The organism is Burkholderia sp. AU17457, from assembly GCF_002223255.1.
Taxonomy (GTDB): domain Bacteria; phylum Pseudomonadota; class Gammaproteobacteria; order Burkholderiales; family Burkholderiaceae; genus Burkholderia; species Burkholderia sola.
Map to the genome: position 1 here is coordinate 1,465,547 of NZ_NKFB01000005.1, position 17,142 is coordinate 1,482,688.

15 protein-coding genes and 1 pseudogene are annotated in these 17,142 nt (G+C 67.4%); 12 read left to right on the forward strand and 4 right to left on the reverse strand.

Translation table 11 applies throughout. The annotated features are described in order from the left end of the window. The first annotated feature begins 24 nt into the window (after window positions 1–24). Together CFB49_RS23815 and CFB49_RS23820 are read left to right on the forward strand one after the other, a co-directional pair. A complete protein-coding gene (locus tag CFB49_RS23815; protein ID WP_089492488.1) occupies window positions 25–1,698 on the forward strand; it encodes an ATP-binding domain-containing protein in 1,674 nt (557 codons plus the stop codon). A 257-nt stretch (window positions 1,699–1,955) separates the two neighbouring features. Continuing rightward, complete coding sequence (locus tag CFB49_RS23820) at window positions 1,956–2,327, forward strand: hypothetical protein (RefSeq protein WP_249190198.1); 372 nt, start codon at window positions 1,956–1,958, stop codon at window positions 2,325–2,327. Window positions 2,328–2,485: 158 nt separating this feature from the next. Here the strand turns inward: CFB49_RS23820 and CFB49_RS23825 are convergent, their stop codons facing one another. Then, complete coding sequence (locus CFB49_RS23825) at window positions 2,486–4,045, reverse strand: methyl-accepting chemotaxis protein (protein WP_069616871.1); 1,560 nt, start codon at window positions 4,043–4,045, stop codon at window positions 2,486–2,488. Between the two features lie 135 nt (window positions 4,046–4,180). Here CFB49_RS23825 and CFB49_RS36885 point away from each other — a divergent pair. Then, a pseudogene (locus tag CFB49_RS36885) lies at window positions 4,181–4,481 on the forward strand (EmrB/QacA family drug resistance transporter); the annotation flags it as partial. Window positions 4,482–4,543: 62 nt separating this feature from the next. Here CFB49_RS36885 and CFB49_RS23835 read toward each other — a convergent pair. Beyond that, window positions 4,544–5,542 carry a quinone oxidoreductase family protein gene (locus CFB49_RS23835; protein WP_089436705.1) on the reverse strand — a complete coding sequence of 333 codons (999 nt, stop codon included), beginning with the start codon at window positions 5,540–5,542 and terminating at the stop codon, window positions 4,544–4,546. A gap of 131 nt (window positions 5,543–5,673) precedes the next feature. On the opposite strand from CFB49_RS23835, the gene CFB49_RS23840 reads away from it, so the two are divergent. Further along, window positions 5,674–6,636 carry a LysR family transcriptional regulator gene (locus CFB49_RS23840; protein ID WP_089436706.1) on the forward strand — a complete coding sequence of 321 codons (963 nt, stop codon included), beginning with the start codon at window positions 5,674–5,676 and terminating at the stop codon, window positions 6,634–6,636. Between the two features lie 24 nt (window positions 6,637–6,660). Here CFB49_RS23840 and CFB49_RS23845 read toward each other — a convergent pair whose 3' ends face one another. Continuing rightward, entirely contained in the window at window positions 6,661–8,025 is a 1,365-nt protein-coding gene (locus CFB49_RS23845; protein WP_089436707.1) for an MFS transporter, read from the reverse strand. Window positions 8,026–8,422: 397 nt separating this feature from the next. On the opposite strand from CFB49_RS23845, the gene CFB49_RS23850 reads away from it, so the two are divergent. The 6 genes from CFB49_RS23850 (at window position 8,423) to CFB49_RS23875 (ending at window position 13,225) form a co-directional block, all read left to right on the forward strand. Next, window positions 8,423–9,442: an AraC family transcriptional regulator gene (locus tag CFB49_RS23850; RefSeq protein ID WP_089492489.1), complete on the forward strand. Its 1,020-nt coding sequence runs from the start codon at window positions 8,423–8,425 to the stop codon at window positions 9,440–9,442. 95 nt (window positions 9,443–9,537) lie between these two features. Beyond that, a complete protein-coding gene (locus CFB49_RS23855) occupies window positions 9,538–10,101 on the forward strand; it encodes a GNAT family N-acetyltransferase (protein ID WP_089492490.1) in 564 nt (187 codons plus the stop codon). Between the two features lie 9 nt (window positions 10,102–10,110). Beyond that, window positions 10,111–10,950 carry a MerR family transcriptional regulator gene (locus CFB49_RS23860; protein ID WP_069616866.1) on the forward strand — a complete coding sequence of 280 codons (840 nt, stop codon included), beginning with the start codon at window positions 10,111–10,113 and terminating at the stop codon, window positions 10,948–10,950. A gap of 380 nt (window positions 10,951–11,330) precedes the next feature. Then, complete coding sequence (locus tag CFB49_RS23865; protein ID WP_006485974.1) at window positions 11,331–11,534, forward strand: cold-shock protein; 204 nt, start codon at window positions 11,331–11,333, stop codon at window positions 11,532–11,534. Between the two features lie 277 nt (window positions 11,535–11,811). Continuing rightward, a complete protein-coding gene (locus CFB49_RS23870) occupies window positions 11,812–12,036 on the forward strand; it encodes a hypothetical protein (protein ID WP_069616865.1) in 225 nt (74 codons plus the stop codon). A gap of 208 nt (window positions 12,037–12,244) precedes the next feature. Then, on the forward strand, window positions 12,245–13,225 hold the full coding sequence (locus CFB49_RS23875) for a sulfonate ABC transporter substrate-binding protein (RefSeq protein WP_069616864.1): 981 nt from the start codon (window positions 12,245–12,247) through the stop codon (window positions 13,223–13,225). Window positions 13,226–13,303: 78 nt separating this feature from the next. On the opposite strand, the gene speB is transcribed toward CFB49_RS23875, so the two are convergent. Next, window positions 13,304–14,272 (reverse strand): agmatinase, encoded by a 969-nt coding sequence (gene speB / locus CFB49_RS23880; protein WP_089492491.1) that lies wholly within the window; start codon window positions 14,270–14,272, stop codon window positions 13,304–13,306. A 357-nt stretch (window positions 14,273–14,629) separates the two neighbouring features. On the opposite strand from speB, the gene CFB49_RS23885 reads away from it, so the two are divergent. Both CFB49_RS23885 and CFB49_RS23890 read left to right on the forward strand, forming a co-directional pair. Continuing rightward, window positions 14,630–15,301, forward strand: a complete 672-nt coding sequence (locus CFB49_RS23885; protein WP_089492831.1) for a lysoplasmalogenase — start codon at window positions 14,630–14,632, stop codon at window positions 15,299–15,301. A gap of 246 nt (window positions 15,302–15,547) precedes the next feature. Next, the gene (locus tag CFB49_RS23890; RefSeq protein WP_089492492.1) at window positions 15,548–17,128 is read left to right on the forward strand and encodes a flavin-containing monooxygenase; all 1,581 of its coding nucleotides are present in this window, start codon (window positions 15,548–15,550) and stop codon (window positions 17,126–17,128) included. Window positions 17,129–17,142: the final 14 nt, after the last annotated feature.

A 17,142-nucleotide genomic window follows, 5' to 3' on the forward strand; every position in this document is an offset into this window, starting at 1 on the left:
CGCCGGCATCCGCCGCCCGACTCCATGGCCCGCCTCATCCCCGACGACTGGAAAAGCCTCGCCGCGACCGGCGCGGCCGAACGCGAGCGCGAAACGCTCGCCGCGCTCGAACACGCGCTGCCCGACAGCTACACCGTGTATCACGGCGTCCACTGGACGCGCGCCGACCAGGCGTTCTCGGTGTTCGGCGAAGCCGCGTTCGTCGTCGTGAGCCCGGCCGGCCGCGTGCTGCTGATCGAGCAGAAGGCCGGCTTCCTGCGCGAAACCGCGAAAGGGCTCGTGAAGGTCTACCTGCAGAAGGAGCGCAATGTCCCGATCCAGCTCGCGCGCACGCAGGAAACGCTGCACCGGCGCCTGACGGCCGCGCTCGGCGCGGGCGTCTACGGCGTCGAGGCGCTGCTGTACTGCCCCGACTACGCGATCCGCGACGCATCGATCGCCGGCGTCGCGCCCGACCGCATCGTCGATGCGTCGCGCAAGGCGCAGCTCGCGCAGGTGATCCTGCAGATCCTGCCCGAGGACGACGAACACTTTCCGAACGCGCCGAAGCTCCACCATTTCCTCGCGGACGAGCTCGCGCTCACGCCCGACACGAGTGCGCTCGTCGGGCAAGCCGGCACGCTCGTCACCCGGCTGTCGGGGGGGCTCGCCGCATGGGCGCGCCAGCTCGACTTCACGCCGTTCCGGCTGCGCGTGACCGGCACCGCCGGGTCGGGCAAGACACAGCTCGCGGTGCAGGTGATGCGCGACGCCGTCGCGGCCGGCCAGCGCGTGCTCTACGTATGCTTCAACCGGCCGCTCGCCGACTACATCGCGCGCATCGCGCCGCCCGGCGCGAAGATCGCGAACTACCACCAGCTGTGCGACTGGGTCGCGCGCGACGGCGGCTATACGCCCGACTTCCAGACGCCCGGCGAATTCGAACGGCTCGAGGCGCGCTTCGCCGAGGCGCCGATTCCGGAGCGCTGGCGCTTCGATGTACTGATCGTCGACGAAGGGCAGGATTTCCATGCGCCGTGGGCGGCCGCACTGGAGCGCCTGCTCGCGCCGGACGCCGCATGGTGGTGGCTGGAAGATCCGCTGCAGAATCTGTACATGCGCGAACCCGTCGCGCTGCCCGGCTGGGTCGCGCTGAAGGCGCTCACGAATTACCGCAGCCCGCGCGACCTGCTCGAATTCGTGCGCGACATCGTCGGTCGGGTCGAGCCGCTCGCGGCCGAACTGCGCTCGGGCAGCCCGTTCGACGGCTCCGATCCGTCGGTGTCGGCATACGGGGAAGACGGCACGTCGGGCGACGCACTGGCGCAAGCCTGCATCGACGCGACCAAGCGCGCGATCACGCAGGCGCTGTCGCTCGGCTTCCGCAAGCAGGACATCGCGGTGCTGTCGTACCGCGGCCGCGAAGGTTCGGTGCTCGCGCCGCTCGACCAGCTCGGCCCGCACCGGATCAAGCGCTTCACCGGCAAGTACGATCTGTTCGGCAACCCGGAATATCGCGAAGGCGACGTGCTGCTCGATTCGATCTACCGCTTCAAGGGCCAGTCGGCGCCGTGCGTGATCCTCACCGAAGTCGACTTCGACACGCTTGACGCGCGTGCCGCGCGCAAGCTGTTCGTCGGCGCGACGCGCGCGACGATGAAGCTGCTGATCGTCGCGTCGTCGCGCGCGGCAGCGCAGCTGGCGGACGCGGCGGGTTGACGCGGCGGGCGGACGCCTGCCCGCCCGGGGACGAACGCGACATCGCGGTTGTCGACACAATCGGGCACATTTCTCAATGCCCGGGCCCCTTGTCCACGCTCGTTCGACCAGTTTAGGCCATACCTGACGGTTTGTCCGTTTGCAGACGGCTTTTACGATGCCAGGCCATTCGTTGCAAACGGAATAGTTGGTGAAATATGCCGAATAGAGCCATCAGATACATTGGCCTAACCATTGCCATCTACATATGCGCAGGTTTGATCATTCATTTCAGTCGCCCCGCCTACGGACGATGTGACTTCTATGATCGCCCGGATACATTAGATGGCGGCATAAAAAACATGAATGGCGTTTGGTATCGATTCAAGCTGTGTGGCACTGGCGGGAATGATCAGGACGCGACCGACGACAACATCGAACTAAGCGTGTTTAGTGAAAATGGCGAACTTCTTGCGAGACGATATTTCTCCGTCAACTGGTATCACGGAGATAGCTCTCACCCACCCCTGCGTTACGAGGGCAACCTGGTTCGCTATATCGACTTGACCGATGAATCGAATATAAAAAAACATCTGATGATCCCCCCCTCCAAGTGGGATTGGCTTCGCGCCAGATTGCCTTTGTTTTAAGGGTTACAACCTAAGTTTTGAGTTATAAGAAACAAAGCCCCGCCAGCGGGGCTTTGTTTCTCGACAGACTGCGCGCTCGGATCACCGACGAGAGCATCGACCAACCACGAAACAGGTCGCATCGGCCCACTGATCCGCGGCAATTCACCTCGTCACGCTCAACCCACCCGAAACGCCCCCACCGCGCGACGCAGCCCATCCGCCTGCTCCTCGAGCGACGCGGCAGCCGCGGCCGCCTGCTCGACGAGCGCCGCGTTCTGCTGCGACACCTGATCCATCTGCGACACCGCGCGGTTCACCTGCTCGATCCCGTCGCGCTGCTCGCTCGAGGCGGCCGCAATCTCCGTCATGATGCCCGTCACGCGCCCGATCGCCTGCTGGATGTCCTGCATCGTCGCGCCGGCCGTACCGACGAGCCGCGAGCCGGTCGCGACACGTTCGACCGATTCGCCGATCAGCGTGCGGATTTCCTTTGCCGCGGACGCCGAGCGTTGTGCCAGCGTGCGCACCTCGCCCGCGACCACCGCGAAGCCGCGGCCCTGCTCGCCCGCGCGTGCGGCTTCGACTGCCGCATTCAGCGCGAGGATGTTGGTCTGGAACGCGATGCCTTCGATCGTGCCGATGATGTCGGCGACCTTCTGCGAGCTCCGGTCGATCTCGTTCATCGTGCCGATCACCTCGCCGACGACCGTCGCGCCGCGCGTCGCGATCTCGCTCGCGCTGTCCGCGCAGGCCTGTGCCTCGAGCGCGTGGTCCGCGTTCTGCTTCACGGTTGCCGTCAGCTGCTCCATGCTCGCGGCCGTCTCCTGCAGCGCCGACGCCTGTTCCTCGGTGCGCTGCGACAGGTCGGTGTTGCCGGCCGCGATCTGGTGCGTCGCCGTCGAGATCGCTTCGGAACCCTGGCTCACCTGACGCACCGTATCCGCGAGGCTGCGCTGCATGCCGGTCACGCCGTTGACCAGTTCGGCCATCTCGTCGCGCGACGACCAGTGCAATTCCGACGTGAGATCGCCGTCCGACAGCCGGCGGAAATGCGACAGCAGGCGATTCACCGGTTGCGTGATCGCGAAATGCAGGCCGATCGCGCAACCAAGACACGCGGCCAGCCCAAATGCGATGCCCGCGAGCGCGCCCATGCGCATCCAGCCGTAATAGGTCTGCGCGGTGTCGTACACGTCCTTGCCGCGCGCGGCCTGGTACGCATCGAGCGCGTCGGTCGCCTGCGTGAGCGCGACCGACAGCGGCGGTGCGACCGTCATCAGCAACCGGTCGGCTTCGTCGCGCCGCCCGTCGCGGATCGCATCGATCATCGGCTTCAGTGCCTGTCCGATCAGCGCCTGACGCGCGGCATCGAGGCGGCTCGCGAGCGGGCCTTCGTCGTCGCCGTGCGGCATCGCCGCGTAGCTGCGCCACGCCGTGTCGGCCTTCGCCAAATAACCTTCGGCCTTCTTGACGAGATCGGGCACCTCCGTCGCTTCCGGATGCAGCAGCGCACGGTCGAGCGTCGTGCGCACGATCGTCAGGTTCAGGCTCGCCGCGGACAGCGCGGTCTTCGCCGCCAGTTGCCGCGTATAGGCCTCGTCGAGGGCGCGATTCGAGCTCTGCATGCCCGCAAGGCCGATCAGCCCCGACACGACGAGCAGCGCGGCGACGAGACCGAGCGTGGAGAAAATCCGCGTACGGATCGAGAAACGGGAAAACAGGGCGTTCAGGTTCATGACGGCACGTGAGCGAGAAAAAATGCCGCGGCAATCGGTCCGCGGCCCTCTGTATTACGGTGTGCCTGCAAAAAACTTGAGTCCGCTCCTGCCTCGCGGCTGATCGTCGTCAATTTTTCGGGCCGGCAATCTCCGTCGGGCGCGACGCTGTTCCGTTCGATCGGCGGCTTGCTCGGCGTCGCCGGGTTCGGCGCGCTGTTCTCGCACCGGCTGCAGTCGCGGATGATGCACGCGCTGCCGGCCGGCACGGCGCGGCCCCCTGCGCTCGGCCTGGCCGCCGTGCACCGGTTACCGGACCCGGTGCGCGACGCGCACGTCGACGCATTCGCCGGCTCGCCGCACGTCGTGTATCCGGCGGCCGCGGCGGTCGGGCGCGATCGTGCTCGTGCTCGTGCTCGCATGGTTCGTCGAGGATGCGCCGCAGCGCCAGCACCACCGAGCGGTCGGCTCCTCGCGGTGCGACCGTCGAACCGCGACTCGCCCCGTCCGCGCCCGCCGTCACGCCAGCAGCACGACACCGCCCGTCGTCGCGCGCGACTCCAGCAACCGGTGCGCGTCGGCCGCCTGCTCGAGCGGCAGCCGCGCGCCGATCTCGACGTGCATCCCGCCCGCCAGCCGGTCGAGCGTCGCACGTGCGGCGTCCCGATACGCGCCGACGTCGCGCGCGATGAAACCGAGCACGCTCGGCCGCGCCAGCGCGATCGAACGGGCCGGCCCGAGTTCGTCGAGGTCGAACGTCTGCCGCGCGCCCACCGCCGCCACCTGCCCGATACTCGCGACCATGCCGAACGGACGAATCGCCCCCAGCGTGCGGGTCAGCACGTCGCCGCCGATCCCGTCGATCGCGTAGTCGACGCCCGCACCGCCGCCGAACGCACGCGCGGCCGCGACAAAGTCTTCCTCGCGATAATCGATCACCGCTTCGGCGCCGTGCGTGCGCACGAGCGCGGCTTTCGCGGCCGATCCGACCGTGCCGATCACGCGCGCGCCGAGCGCATGCGCCCATTGCGTCGCCAGCAGCCCGACGCCGCCGGCCGCCGCATGCACGAGCACCGTATCGCCGGCGCCGACCTGCCGGACGCGATGCATCAGCATGTAGACGGTGATGCCCTTCAGCAGCCCGGCGGCGGCGGCTTCGTCGCTCAGCCCGGCGGGAATCGGCAGCACGCGCCCGGCCGGCATCGTGCGCAGGCTCGCATAGCTGCCGGTCGGCATGCCGGCATACGCGACGCGCTGGCCGGGCACGAGCTCCGTCACACCCGGGCCAACCGCATCGATCACGCCGGCTGCCTCGACGCCGAGCGCCTCCGGCAGCGCGGGCAACGCGTGCGCGCCCGTCCTGAAATAGATGTCGACGAAGTTCACGCCGATCGCGGTCTGTCGAATCCGCACTTCGCCGGCGCCGGGCGGCGCGACAGGCGCATCGACGCGGCGTAGCACGCCGGCGTCGCCGTAACGGTCGATGCCGATCCGGATGGCGTTGGCTGTTTGGGTCATGACGTTCCTCGCTGTCGAATGAAGTGACACGATCATCCCATTGTGCATAATCGAACGGAATTCACACTGAACGCCCATTTACTGTGCAAAATTCGACCGATCACGATTCCGCCGCCCCGCCTGCGCCGCCGATGAGCTGGGACGATATCCGCTACTTCCTTGCGGTGCTGCGCGGCGGCAGCCTGTCAGCCGCGGCGCGAGCGCTGCAGGTCCAGCATTCGACGGTCGCGCGGCGCATCGACGCGCTCGAGTGGGCGCTCGGGATCCGGCTGTTCGACCGGCTGCCGCGCGGCTGGCCGCCCACCGACGAAGGGCTGCACTTGGCCGAGCACGCCGCGCGCCTCGAAGCCGACGCGCACGCGTTCGCGCGCGCGGCGCAGGGGGCCGCGGCGCTCGACGGCGTGGTGCGCGTGTCGGCGTCGCCGGTATTCGCGAGCCACTTCCTCGCGCCACGCCTGGCCCGCGCGCAACGTGCGTGGCCCACATTGCGGATCGACCTGATGGGCGAGATGCACGCAGCGAACCTGTATGCGCGCGAAGCCGATCTCGCGGTGCGGCTGTCGCGGCCGAGCGAACCGGGGCTCGCCGCGCGCCGGCTCGGCACGATGCGCTTCGCGCTGTGCTCGGCGCCGGACTGGGCCGCCGCGCCGCCCGACACGTGGACGTTTCTCGGCTACGACGACGCGCTCGCGCAGATGCCGCAGCAACAATGGCTCGAACGCTTCGCGGCCGGACGCCGCTTCGCGTTTATCGCCAACGATCTGGCCGCACTGCACCGCGCGTGCCTCGCCGGCGCGGGCATCGCGTTGTTGCCGCGCTTCCTGCTCGACGATCCGGCGTTCGACGCCTTGCCGGCGGCGCCCCGGTCGCCCGGCGAACCCGACACCGGCGGACCGCAAGACGCGGCCGACACCCACGTCGACAAAACCGCCCGCGCCGCCACGGCGCTCGTCGAGCTCACGGCCGCGCCGCGCTGCGACATCGAGCGCGAAATCTGGCTCGTCGTCCACCCGGACGTGCGCCGGTCGCCGCGCGTGCAGCGTGTCGCGGATGCGATCGCCGATGCGGTGCACGCGGCCGACGGGCGGCTCTGACGCCCCGGCCGTCGTAACCGCTGCTCAGGATTGCCGGGCAGGTGCCTGCTGCGGTTCGCCGGCACCGCCCGCACGGTCGCGATGCGAAGCCGAGCGTCGATGATCGATCAGGCCGACCGCGAGCGCCGCCGCCAGCGCTGGCAACCCGATCGCCATGAAGTTCTGCTCCAGCGGCAGATCGATGCCCACCAGCACGCCGATCACGATCGGCGCGAGGATCGCGCCGCCGCGGCCGATGCCCAGCGTCCAGCCGATGCCGGTCGAGCGGATCGCGACCGGATAGAACTGCCCCGCATACGCGCAGTTGACGATCTGCGTGCCGATGGTCGACGCGCCAGCCAGCCCGACCAGCACGAACAGCAGCGCGGTCGGCATCCTGTAGCCGAGCAGCGTGATCGACACCGCGGCGAGCAGATACATCGAAACGAGCACCGTCTTGATCGGAAAGCGATCGGCCAGCCAGCCGCCGCCGATCGCGCCGACCATCGCGCCGGCGTTCAGCACCAGCACGAACGTCAACGCGGAACCGAGGCTGTAGCCCGCCCCCGCCATCAGCCGGGTCAGCCACGAACTGAGCGCGTACACCATGAACAGGCACATGAAGCAGGCGATCCAGAACATGATCGTGCTGAACCCGCGACCGTCGTCGAACAGACGGCGAACCGGCGCGTTGCCAGCCTGGTCCTCGCGCGGGAACACATGGCGGTCGTCCGGCAGAGGCCGGTACGCGGGATCGAGCCGGCTCGCGATGCGCGCGAGTTCGCCCGTCCTGCCGCGCCGTACCAGGAACGACATCGATTCCGGCATCCATTTCACGAACAGCGGGACGAGCAGCACCGGCGCGCCCGCGGCGACGAACACCGACCGCCATCCGTACGCCTCGATCATTCCCTTGCCCATCACGGCCGCCAGCATGCCGCCCACCGAATAGCCGCTGAACATCAGCGTCACCAGCGTGCTGCGCACGCGGCGCGGCGCGTACTCGGTCATGTGGGCAATCACGTTCGGCATCACGCCGCCGATGCCGATGCCCGCCACGAAGCGGGCGGCGCCGAACAGCGCGGGCGTCGGCGCCAGCCCGGCCGCCGCGGTAAAGACGCTGAACAGCGTCAGGCAGGCCGCGATGGCGCGGCGGCGCCCGATCCGCTCGGCGACGGTTCCGAACACGATGTTGCCGAACATCATGCCGAACAGCGCCGAACTCACCATGAAGCCGGCATGCGCGGGGCTGACGCCCATGTCCTTCATGATCGCCGGCAGCGCGATGCCTGCCACCGCGAGATCGTAGCCGTCGAACACGATGATCAGCGCGCACCAGAACAGCACGACGCCGTGCAGCGGACCCAGCCGCGCATCGTCCGAGAGCGCCTGCAGGTTGATTTGACGCATGGAATTCCTTCTTTTTTCAGGGGGAGGCTTCGAATCAGTACGATCTCTCGGCCTGCATATTTAGTAGTTGTCCGAAGTTACGTGGCGAGATGCACGGCCCTCCAGCACGCGTCGGCGCAGTGTAGGAAGCCACAATGATTCCCACTATCCGGAATTTGCAGGCCGCGCACGAATTCAATCCGTTTTTTTCTCGTGCCGCGCGCTATCCGGATTTTTCCTGGGCGGGAACAGGACTATCCGATTCTTGCAAACCCTCGCGATACTTTGGACAAGCCTGACGAAGGTCAATATCATCCGTCCAGGAGATTTCGCGCACGCAAGAGAAACCGATGCGGCACGACGCGCATCCGCGGCCAGCCGGATGCGCTGTACGGAAATGCCGCACAGGAGACGCCCCATGCCCCTCACGCCGAATGCGGACGTGCTGTCCGCGTTGTACCGGAATTGCCTGTTCCGATCCGGATCCCGCACGGATGCGCACGAGCAGGTCTCGGCGGAGCTGGCCGAGCATGTGCTGCACTGGAAGCACGGCGTCGCCGACGCCGCCCTTTTCAAGGGGCGACTGAATCGTTTGAGCGTCTACGCGCTGCAGTACGGCGCCGAAGTCGAGGTCGCGCCGCGCCCGTTCGACGGTTTTTCGCTCGTCCACACGTCGCTCGCGGGAGGCGCCGAAATCGAGTGCGACGGGCATGTGATGGACGTGCTCGAAGGACGCACCGCCGTGCTCGCGCCCAGGACGCGCGTCCATCTGCGCTGGCGGCCCGGCACCCTGCAACTGATCGTCAAGGTCCCCGACGCGCTGCTGCACGCGGTTTCCGGCTGCCCGCCCGACGACGGAAGGCCCGGCCTCGTGCCGGGATTTCTGTTGCCGCCCGCACTGGCCTCGCAATGGGACCTGATCGCACAGTCGCTGCTCAACGTCCTCGCGGTGGCCGGCGACGGCGGCATCCGGGCCGAGTGGCGCGACCACTTCGAACGCAGCCTCGCGCTATTCCTGCTCGTACATTGCCCGCCATCGCCGACAACCGCGCATGCCCTCGCTTCCCCGGAAGCGTGCGATCTTCCGGGGCCATCCGGATCCGGGGGCGGCATCCGGCAAATGGACGCGCTCCTCGAATTCATCCATGCGCGACTCTGCGCGCCCATCTCGCTCAAGGATCTCGCCAGGGCGGCCGGCGTCAGCTTCCGGACGCTGAACGTGCTGTGCCGCCGCTACCACGGCGCAACCCCGATGGAACTGCTGCGCAACATCCGGCTCGACGCCGCCCGCGCGCAGTTGCTGACCGACCCGATGGCCAGCATTACCGATACGGCGCTGACGTTCGGTTTCGGCCATCTCGGCCGTTTTTCGGGCTACTACTTCGCCCGCTTCAACGAGCTGCCGCGCGACACGCAGCGCAAGCGGCTGCCGAACTGAACGCGACGATGCGCGACGCCCGGCCTCCACCGCCGCTTTACGCGCCGCGCAATTGCCCGCATAGTCAGGGTTTGCCCGCATCCACGCCCCTTGCCATGTCCGCCACGCCAGCCGCCTGCGTCGTCCGCGACGCGACCGATGCCGATCTCGCCGCCATTCACGCGATCTACGCACACCATGTGCGCCACAGCGTCGCGTCGTTCGAGGAGACGCCACCCGACGTCGACGAACTGCGCGGCCGCCGCGACGCGGTGCTGCGTCACGGGCTGCCCTATCTCGTCGCACAATGCGACGGCCGCATCGCCGGCTACGCGTATGCGACGCCCTATCGCACGCGCAGCGCGTACCGCTTCACGATCGAGGATTCGATCTACATCGACGACGCGCAACGCGGGCGAGGCATCGGCCGCGCGTTGCTGGCGGCGCTGATCGCGCGCTGCGAAGGCGGCCCATGGCGGCAGATGATCGCGGTAATCGCCGACGGCGGCACCGGCGGCTCGACGTCGCTGCATCGCGCATTCGGCTTCGAACCGGCCGGCCAGCTGAAAGCGGTCGGTTTCAAGCACGGCCGCTGGATCGACACCGCGCTGATGCAGCGCCCGCTCGGCGACGGCGCGAACACGCGCCCCGCCTCGCCCGAGCCTGCCGCGGCGCGCTAAAATGGCCGCATGTCAAAACAGACTTCTTCCACGCCCGACGAGGCCGCGCCGGATTCCCGCAACGAGTACACGGTCGACGAACTCGCGCGCGTGTCCGACACCACCGTGCGCAACGTCCGCGCGTACCAGGATCGCGGGCTGCTCGCGCCGCCGGAGAAACGCGGGCGCGTCGGCATCTACGACGACACGCACGTCGCGCGCCTGAAGCTGATCAACCATCTGCTCGCGCGCGGCTATACGCTGTCGAACATCCAGGACCTGATCAAGGCGATCGACGAAGGCCACGACCTGCGCTCGATCCTCGGTCTCGAAAACGCGATCGGCGGCCGCTGGTCGCACGAGCTGCCGAAAACCTATTCGCTCGCGCAACTCGCGCAGATGTTCGGCCCGCAGGCGACCACGCAACTGTCGCGCGTGACCGAGCTCGGGCTGCTCGAACGGCGCGGCCTGTCGTTCGTCGCGAAAAGCCCCGCGCTGCTCGAGGCGGCGGCCGCGATGACGAAGGAAGGCATTCCGCCGCGCGAGCTGCTCGACGTGATCAGCCTCGCGCGGCCGCATTTCGACGCGATCGCGCGGCTGCTCGTCGATCTCGTCGTGAAGCGGCTCGACCGCTACGACGCCGGCACGTTGCCGCCGGCCACCGACGTCCCCGAACTGGTCGACGCGATCTGGCGGCTGCGCCCGCTCGCGGCCGTGTTCGTCGAAGGCGAGACGAACCGCGCGCTCGAAACCGCGGCGGGCGCGTATCTCGGCGGCCGGGTCGCGACGATTCTCGACAAGAAGCTCAGCGACGAAGCAGCGCGGCAGTCCGGTACGAGCGATACGCAAGGCGACGGCGACAACGCATAGGCGCGCGGCCATCATGCATGCGCCGGCATGTCGCCACGACGCGCGCGTAGCCGGTTCGCGGCAACGCCGACGGCCATTGCCGGCGGCAACCGCGGCTCGCATGGGTCGGCGAATGGCCAGGAGCGCCGCTCGGCCCCCGTTTCAGCCAGGCGGCGCCACATCGCCCCACGCACGGCAACCACGCGGCCGCGGCACAGTTACAAGTTATCGGTTGACGCGAGCCCGTCCGACGGTTAGTGTATGCGTCGAAGTCCAAGAAGTCCGATTGCTGTTCATCAATTGCTCGCTCCTCCCCAGCGGTATTCGTTGTCCTCTCCCTCCTTGACGCTTCACGCGCTCTTCAACAGAGCAAATCTCTATTTTTTTCTCAAGGAATCTTCATGGATACCGGTATCGTCAAGTGGTTCAACGACAGCAAAGGCTTTGGCTTCATCACGCCGGACAACGGCGGCGACGACCTGTTCGCTCACTTCTCCGAAATTCGTGCCGACGGCTTCAAGACGCTGGCTGAAAACCAAAAAGTGAGCTTCGAAACGAAGCAGGGCCCGAAGGGTCTGCAAGCGGCCAACATCAAGCCGCTGTAACGTTTGAAGGGCCCGGCGTCCGCGACGGACGCCGGGTCGCAGCGACATCCCCACGGAGCTTCGTCTCCCAAAGTTGGCGCGATCGGCTTGAGCTGCCTCTGTTCAATGAGCAGCTTGCCAGGCGCCACACGTCTCGTTGCACTTCATCCCCCCTCCGGCCGCAACGCCTTATTTTCGCTTTCCGACTGCGTCAGATTCCGCTCGCAAGGGCGTTGAATCGGCATACCCGTGCGCATTCAGCACGGCACGCGCGCACTCGATCATCATTAAAATTAAAATGCACAACCAACGAATTCAACAGTACAACGGCTATGCCGTCCACCCCTCGGCGCATCGCCTGCCCGACGGGAGTTTTTCATCCAACCTGCTGCTCGAACGCACCGATAGCGCGCACGACGAAGGCCGCTACCAGTTCTATTCGCTCGACTACTTCGCGAGCGAAGCGCAAGCGCTCGCGCATTCGGCACGCTGGGCACGCAACTGGGTCGATACGCGCGGTTAAAGGCCGCGCTACTGTCGATATCAGCGCAGACGGTCATCAAAACCGGCGGGTGGCCGCCCCGGCAGGCCACGACGCCAAAGCATAGGGCCGCCGCCGTCATATCCATATCGGCAATGCTTCGTTTGCGGGCGCAATCGCCCATGCGACGATTCTTCCAACCGAGCGGCGCCGGCCGCTTTCCGAAGATGCCTCGCATGGAGTTCATTAGATGATTCGTTTCACCCGCTGGATCACCCGCGCCACCGCGGTCTCGCTCGTTGCCCTGTCCGCCGCGTCGGCATTCGCGCAAGGCGGCGCCGACAAGATCGTGCGCATCGGTTATCAAAAGGCCGGCCTGCTGTCGATCGTCAAGGCGCAGGGCGCGCTCGAAGCGCGGCTCAAGCCGCTCGGCTATGACGTTCAATGGTTCGAATTCCCGGCCGGCCCGCAACTGCTCGAAGCGCTGAACGCGAACAGCATCGACTTCGGCTACACGGGTGCGCCGCCGCCCGTGTTCGCGCAGGCGGCAGGCGTGCAGTTCGTCTATGTCGGCGCGGAACCGCCTGCGCCGCACAACGAAGCGGTGTTCGTGAAGAGCGATTCGCCGATCCGGACGGTGGCCGGCCTGCGCGGCAAGAAGGTCGCGCTGCAGAAAGGCTCGAGCGCGAACTACCTGCTGCTCGAGGCGCTGAAGAAAGCCGGCGTGCGCTACGACGAAATCCATCCGGTGTATCTCGCTCCGGCAGATGCGCGCGCCGCGTTCGAAAGCGGCAATGTCGATGCGTGGGCCGTGTGGGATCCGTACTACGCGGCCGCGCAAAACGCGCTGAAGGTGCGCACGCTGTCCGACTACACGGGGCTCGCGGCGACCAACAACTTCTACGAGGCGACGCGGAGTTTCGCGCAACGGCATCCCGACGTGGTCGGCGCGATCCTGAAACAGGCGCGCGAAACGGGCCAGTGGGTCAACGGGCATCCGGCCGACACGGCCGCGCTGCTGGCGCCGAAGGTCGGGTTGCCCGAGGCGCTCGTCGAGACGTGGATCAAGCGGGTGCCGTTCGGTGCGGTGCCGATCGACGAGCGCATCGTCGCCGCGCAGCAAGGTGTTGCCGATGCGTTCTACGCGGCGAAGCTGATTCCGCAGAAGCTGAGCGTGGCCGGGAACGCCTGGGTCGACAAAAGCGTGGCGAGTGCGCTGGCGGCGAAGTAACGCTCGCGGCCCCATCCGTCAGCAGGCCGGCGGGCGCGCTGCCCCACCGGCCGCTTTCGTGTCCCGCTCGGCACGCGCTCAACGCAACGCTTCCGCCATCTTCTTCTGCCGCCACAGGCACAGCAGATCGCAAGCCACATGTGCGGCCGCGATCGCCGTGATGTCCGCGTGATCGTACGCGGGCGCGACCTCCACCACATCCGCCCCGACCAGATTCACCGCTCCGAGCGCCCGCACGATCGCCAGCGCCTGTGCTGACGACAACCCGCCGGCGACCGGCGTCCCCGTCCCCGGCGCGAACGCCGGATCGAGGCAATCGATATCGAACGTCAGATACGCAGGCCGCGCGCCGACGATCTCGACGATCCGCGCGACCGCCGCCCGCGGACCATGGTCATGCACCCACGCGGCATCGAGCCGCTCGATCCCGAGAAAGTCGTCGTTCCACGTGCGGATGCCGACCTGCACCGACGTCGCGGGATCGATCAGCCCTTCCTTCACCGCCTTGTAGAACATCGTCCCGTGATTGAGGCTGTCCGGATCGTCGTCGGCCCACGTATCGCAGTGCGCGTCGAAATGGATCAGCGACAGCGGCTTGCCGTAGCGCTCCACGTGCGCGACCAGCAGCGGATACGTGATGTAGTGGTCGCCGCCGAGCGTCAGCATCTTCGCGCCCGAGCGCAGGATCGTGCGCGCATGCTCGACGATCGCCGGCTTGATCGACAGCGGGTTGTGCGCATCGAACCAGCAATCGCCGTAGTCGACGGCCGCGAGATCGTCGAACGGATCGAAGCCCCACGGATACGGATTGAGCTCCGCGAGCTGCACGCTCGCCGCGCGGATCGCGGCCGGCCCGAGCCGCGCACCGGAACGATAGGTCGTCGCGAGATCGAGCGGCACGCCGGAGATCGCGACGTCGACGCCGTCGAGTGCGCGCGAGTAGTTGCGGCGCATGAACGACAGCACGCCCGCATAGGTGTTTTCGATCGAGGAGCCGTACGGCGTCGCGCGACGGATCGCGCCGTCGCCGTGGAGAAGTTCGGTCATGGTCGGACCTGTTTTCGTGGTGGCCGGGCCGTCCCGCTTCGACTGAGCGCGCGGGCCGGGCACGGCGGGATTCATCGGGCATGTACCGGCTCGCGCATCCGTTCGCGAAGCGAGGCGGGACATCGACAACGACAACGCTAATACCGCGGCGATCGTAGCAAGCCGAATCGGAACCGTTGCCCCGGTTCAGCCGGGGCAACGCGCGAAAAAAGTCCGGCGGCGGCGACGCCGGTCGCGATCGTTTCCTAGAAGGATTCGCCGGTTTTCGCGCCCCCGTTCTTCCGGATAATGGCCGGCAGCCGCGCTGTCGACGGCGCGCCGTCCACCGCAGACAACAACAAACCGGAGACACCCGCCTTGATCGCCACGCTTCCCGCCACGTACCGCCGGCTCTGGCCGCTCGCCATCGCCGCGGCGCTGCTGTACGGGCTGTCGCTCGCCGCCGCGCCCTATCCGGGCCAGGCCGCCGCGAAGGCCGCGATGGGCATCCTGCTGCTCGCGGCGGGCAGCACCTGCGGCGCGCCGCGCGAACGCACGTGGCTGTGCGCGGCACTCGCGACGGCTGTGCTCGGCGACGTGCTGCTCGCGCTGCCCGACTGGCCGCCGTCGTTCGTGCTCGGCCTCGGCGCGTTCCTGCTCACGCACCTGTGTTATTGCGCGATCTTCTTCCGGTGGCGCGCGCGGCCGCATGGCTGGCGCATCGTTGCGCTCGTCGTGCTATGGATCGCCGCGCCGGCGTTCTACGTCGCGTTCTTCCCGCACCTCGGCGAGCTGCTGGCGCCGGTCGCCGTCTACATGCTCGTGCTGTGCGCGATGGCGAGCTTCGCGCTTGCCGCACGCACGCGCGGCCCGCTGGTCGCGATCGGCAGCCTGATCTTCGTCGGCTCGGACACGCTGATCGGCGTCGGCCGGTTCCTCGGCGGTTTTCCGGGCATTGACTATCTGATCTGGGGCCTCTATGCGCTCGCGCAGGTCACGATCGTGGCCGGGGTTTTCCATGAGATGTCCGCCCGGTCGATCCGTCCCTGATACCGTTTCAAACAGGCCGTCGCGCGCCGGCGGTCCCGCCTCTTCCCTCTCCCGCCGTGCCGACGGCCCTTTCCGCGCATCCCGCATGGCGGAGACGGGACCGTTCGAAACCCCGCTCGGCCTTTCCCCGCTTGGTTTCCGGCCCTTAGAGCGTCGCTTCTAGCCTCTTGCGGTTTCCGGGTTCACCCACTATCGTTACATCAATCAATGTAACATTAAAAAATGAGCCAGATCGGAGACACCCGGATGAATGCTCGCACGTTGCCTTTCGGCCCGCCCGGCCATGACGGCCTGGACGAAGCCATCGACATCGCCATCATCGGCACCGGCTTCGCCGGCCTCGGGATGGCGATCCGCCTGAAACAAACCGGCGTGACCGACTTCGTCGTCCTCGAGAAGGCGGCGTCGGTCGGCGGCACGTGGCGCGACAATCATTACCCCGGGTGTGCATGCGACGTGCAATCGCACGTCTATTCGTTCTCGTTCGCGCCGAACCCGCGCTGGACGCGCATGTTCGCGCCGCAGCCGGAGATCCGCGCGTATCTGGAAGACTGCGTGCAGCGCTTCGACGTCGGCCCGCACCTGCGACTGAATCACGAGTTGCAGCGCGCCGAGTACGACGAAGCCGCGCAACGCTGGCGCCTCACGTTCGCGAACGGCAAGCGGCTGTCGGCGCGCGTGCTGGTGTCGGGGATGGGTGGGCTGTCGCGCGCCGCGCTGCCGGCGATTCCCGGTGTCGAAACCTTCAAGGGCCGCGCGTTCCATTCGCAGCAGTGGGATCACGACTACCCGCTCGACGGCAAGCGCGTCGCGGTGATCGGCACCGGCGCGAGCGCGATCCAGTTCGTGCCGCAGATCGCGCCGCGCGTGAAGTCGCTCGCGCTGTTCCAGCGCACGCCGCCGTGGATCATGCCGAAACCCGACCGCAACCTGACGCGTTTCGAGAAGTGGCTGTTCCGCACGCTGCCGGTCACGCAGAAGGCCGTGCGCGGCGGTATCTACTGGATGCTCGAATCGCGCGTGCTCGGCTTCGCGATCCATCCGTCGCTGATGAAGAACGTGCAGAAGCTCGCGCTGCGTCACATCCGCAAGCAGATTCCCGATCCGGAACTGCGCAAGGCCGTCACACCGAACTACACGCTCGGCTGCAAGCGCGTGCTGATCTCGAACGACTACTACCCGGCGCTGTCGCGCAAGAACGTCGACGTGATCACGACCGGCATCGATCGCATCGAAGCCGACGCGGTCGTGACGACCGACGGCAAGCGTCATGAAGTCGACTGCCTGATCTACGGCACCGGCTTCCAGGTGGCCGACCCGTATCCGCGCGGCGCGATCATCGGCCGCGGCGGCCTCGACATCGTCGATGCGTGGCGCGACGGCGCGCACGCGTATCTCGGCACGACGCTGCCCGGCTACCCGAACTTCTTCATGATCGTCGGCCCGAACACGGGCCTCGGCCACAACTCGATGGTGTTCATGATCGAGTCGCAGATCGAATACATCCTCGGCGCGCTGCAGGCGATGCGCCGCGAACGCGCGGAGGCGATCGAGGTGCGACCGCTCGTCGAGGCGCAGTACAACGACGACCTGCAGGGCAAGCTCAAGAAGGCGATTTGGTCGACGGGCGGCTGCAAGAGCTGGTACCTCGACCCGCGCACCGGCAAGAACACGACGCTGTGGCCGGGCTTCACGTGGCGCTTCCGTCAGGCCACAGCGCAGTTCTCGATCGCCGATTACCACGCGTATCGCGCGCCGCACGACACGACCGCGCGGCCCGCCGCCGCGCCGGCCGCTTCCGCTTCCACGTCCGCCGAAGCGGCCTGAGCCAGACAAGGAGC

Excerpts from the sequence above, each read along its gene's own strand:
- CFB49_RS23865 (WP_006485974.1), top strand. The coding sequence starts at position 11,331 with ATGGATACCGGTATCGTCAAGTGGTTCAACGACAGCAAAGGCTTTGGC.
- speB (WP_089492491.1), bottom strand. The coding sequence starts at position 14,272 with ATGACCGAACTTCTCCACGGCGACGGCGCGATCCGTCGCGCGACGCCG.
- CFB49_RS23870 (WP_069616865.1), top strand. The coding sequence starts at position 11,812 with ATGCACAACCAACGAATTCAACAGTACAACGGCTATGCCGTCCACCCC.
- CFB49_RS23875 (WP_069616864.1), top strand. The coding sequence starts at position 12,245 with ATGATTCGTTTCACCCGCTGGATCACCCGCGCCACCGCGGTCTCGCTC.
- CFB49_RS23825 (WP_069616871.1), bottom strand. The coding sequence starts at position 4,045 with ATGAACCTGAACGCCCTGTTTTCCCGTTTCTCGATCCGTACGCGGATT.
- CFB49_RS23890 (WP_089492492.1), top strand. The coding sequence starts at position 15,548 with ATGAATGCTCGCACGTTGCCTTTCGGCCCGCCCGGCCATGACGGCCTG.
- CFB49_RS23815 (WP_089492488.1), top strand. The coding sequence starts at position 25 with ATGGCCCGCCTCATCCCCGACGACTGGAAAAGCCTCGCCGCGACCGGC.
- CFB49_RS23845 (WP_089436707.1), bottom strand. The coding sequence starts at position 8,025 with ATGCGTCAAATCAACCTGCAGGCGCTCTCGGACGATGCGCGGCTGGGT.
- CFB49_RS23840 (WP_089436706.1), top strand. The coding sequence starts at position 5,674 with ATGAGCTGGGACGATATCCGCTACTTCCTTGCGGTGCTGCGCGGCGGC.
- CFB49_RS23850 (WP_089492489.1), top strand. The coding sequence starts at position 8,423 with ATGCCCCTCACGCCGAATGCGGACGTGCTGTCCGCGTTGTACCGGAAT.
- CFB49_RS23860 (WP_069616866.1), top strand. The coding sequence starts at position 10,111 with ATGTCAAAACAGACTTCTTCCACGCCCGACGAGGCCGCGCCGGATTCC.
- CFB49_RS23855 (WP_089492490.1), top strand. The coding sequence starts at position 9,538 with ATGTCCGCCACGCCAGCCGCCTGCGTCGTCCGCGACGCGACCGATGCC.
- CFB49_RS23835 (WP_089436705.1), bottom strand. The coding sequence starts at position 5,542 with ATGACCCAAACAGCCAACGCCATCCGGATCGGCATCGACCGTTACGGC.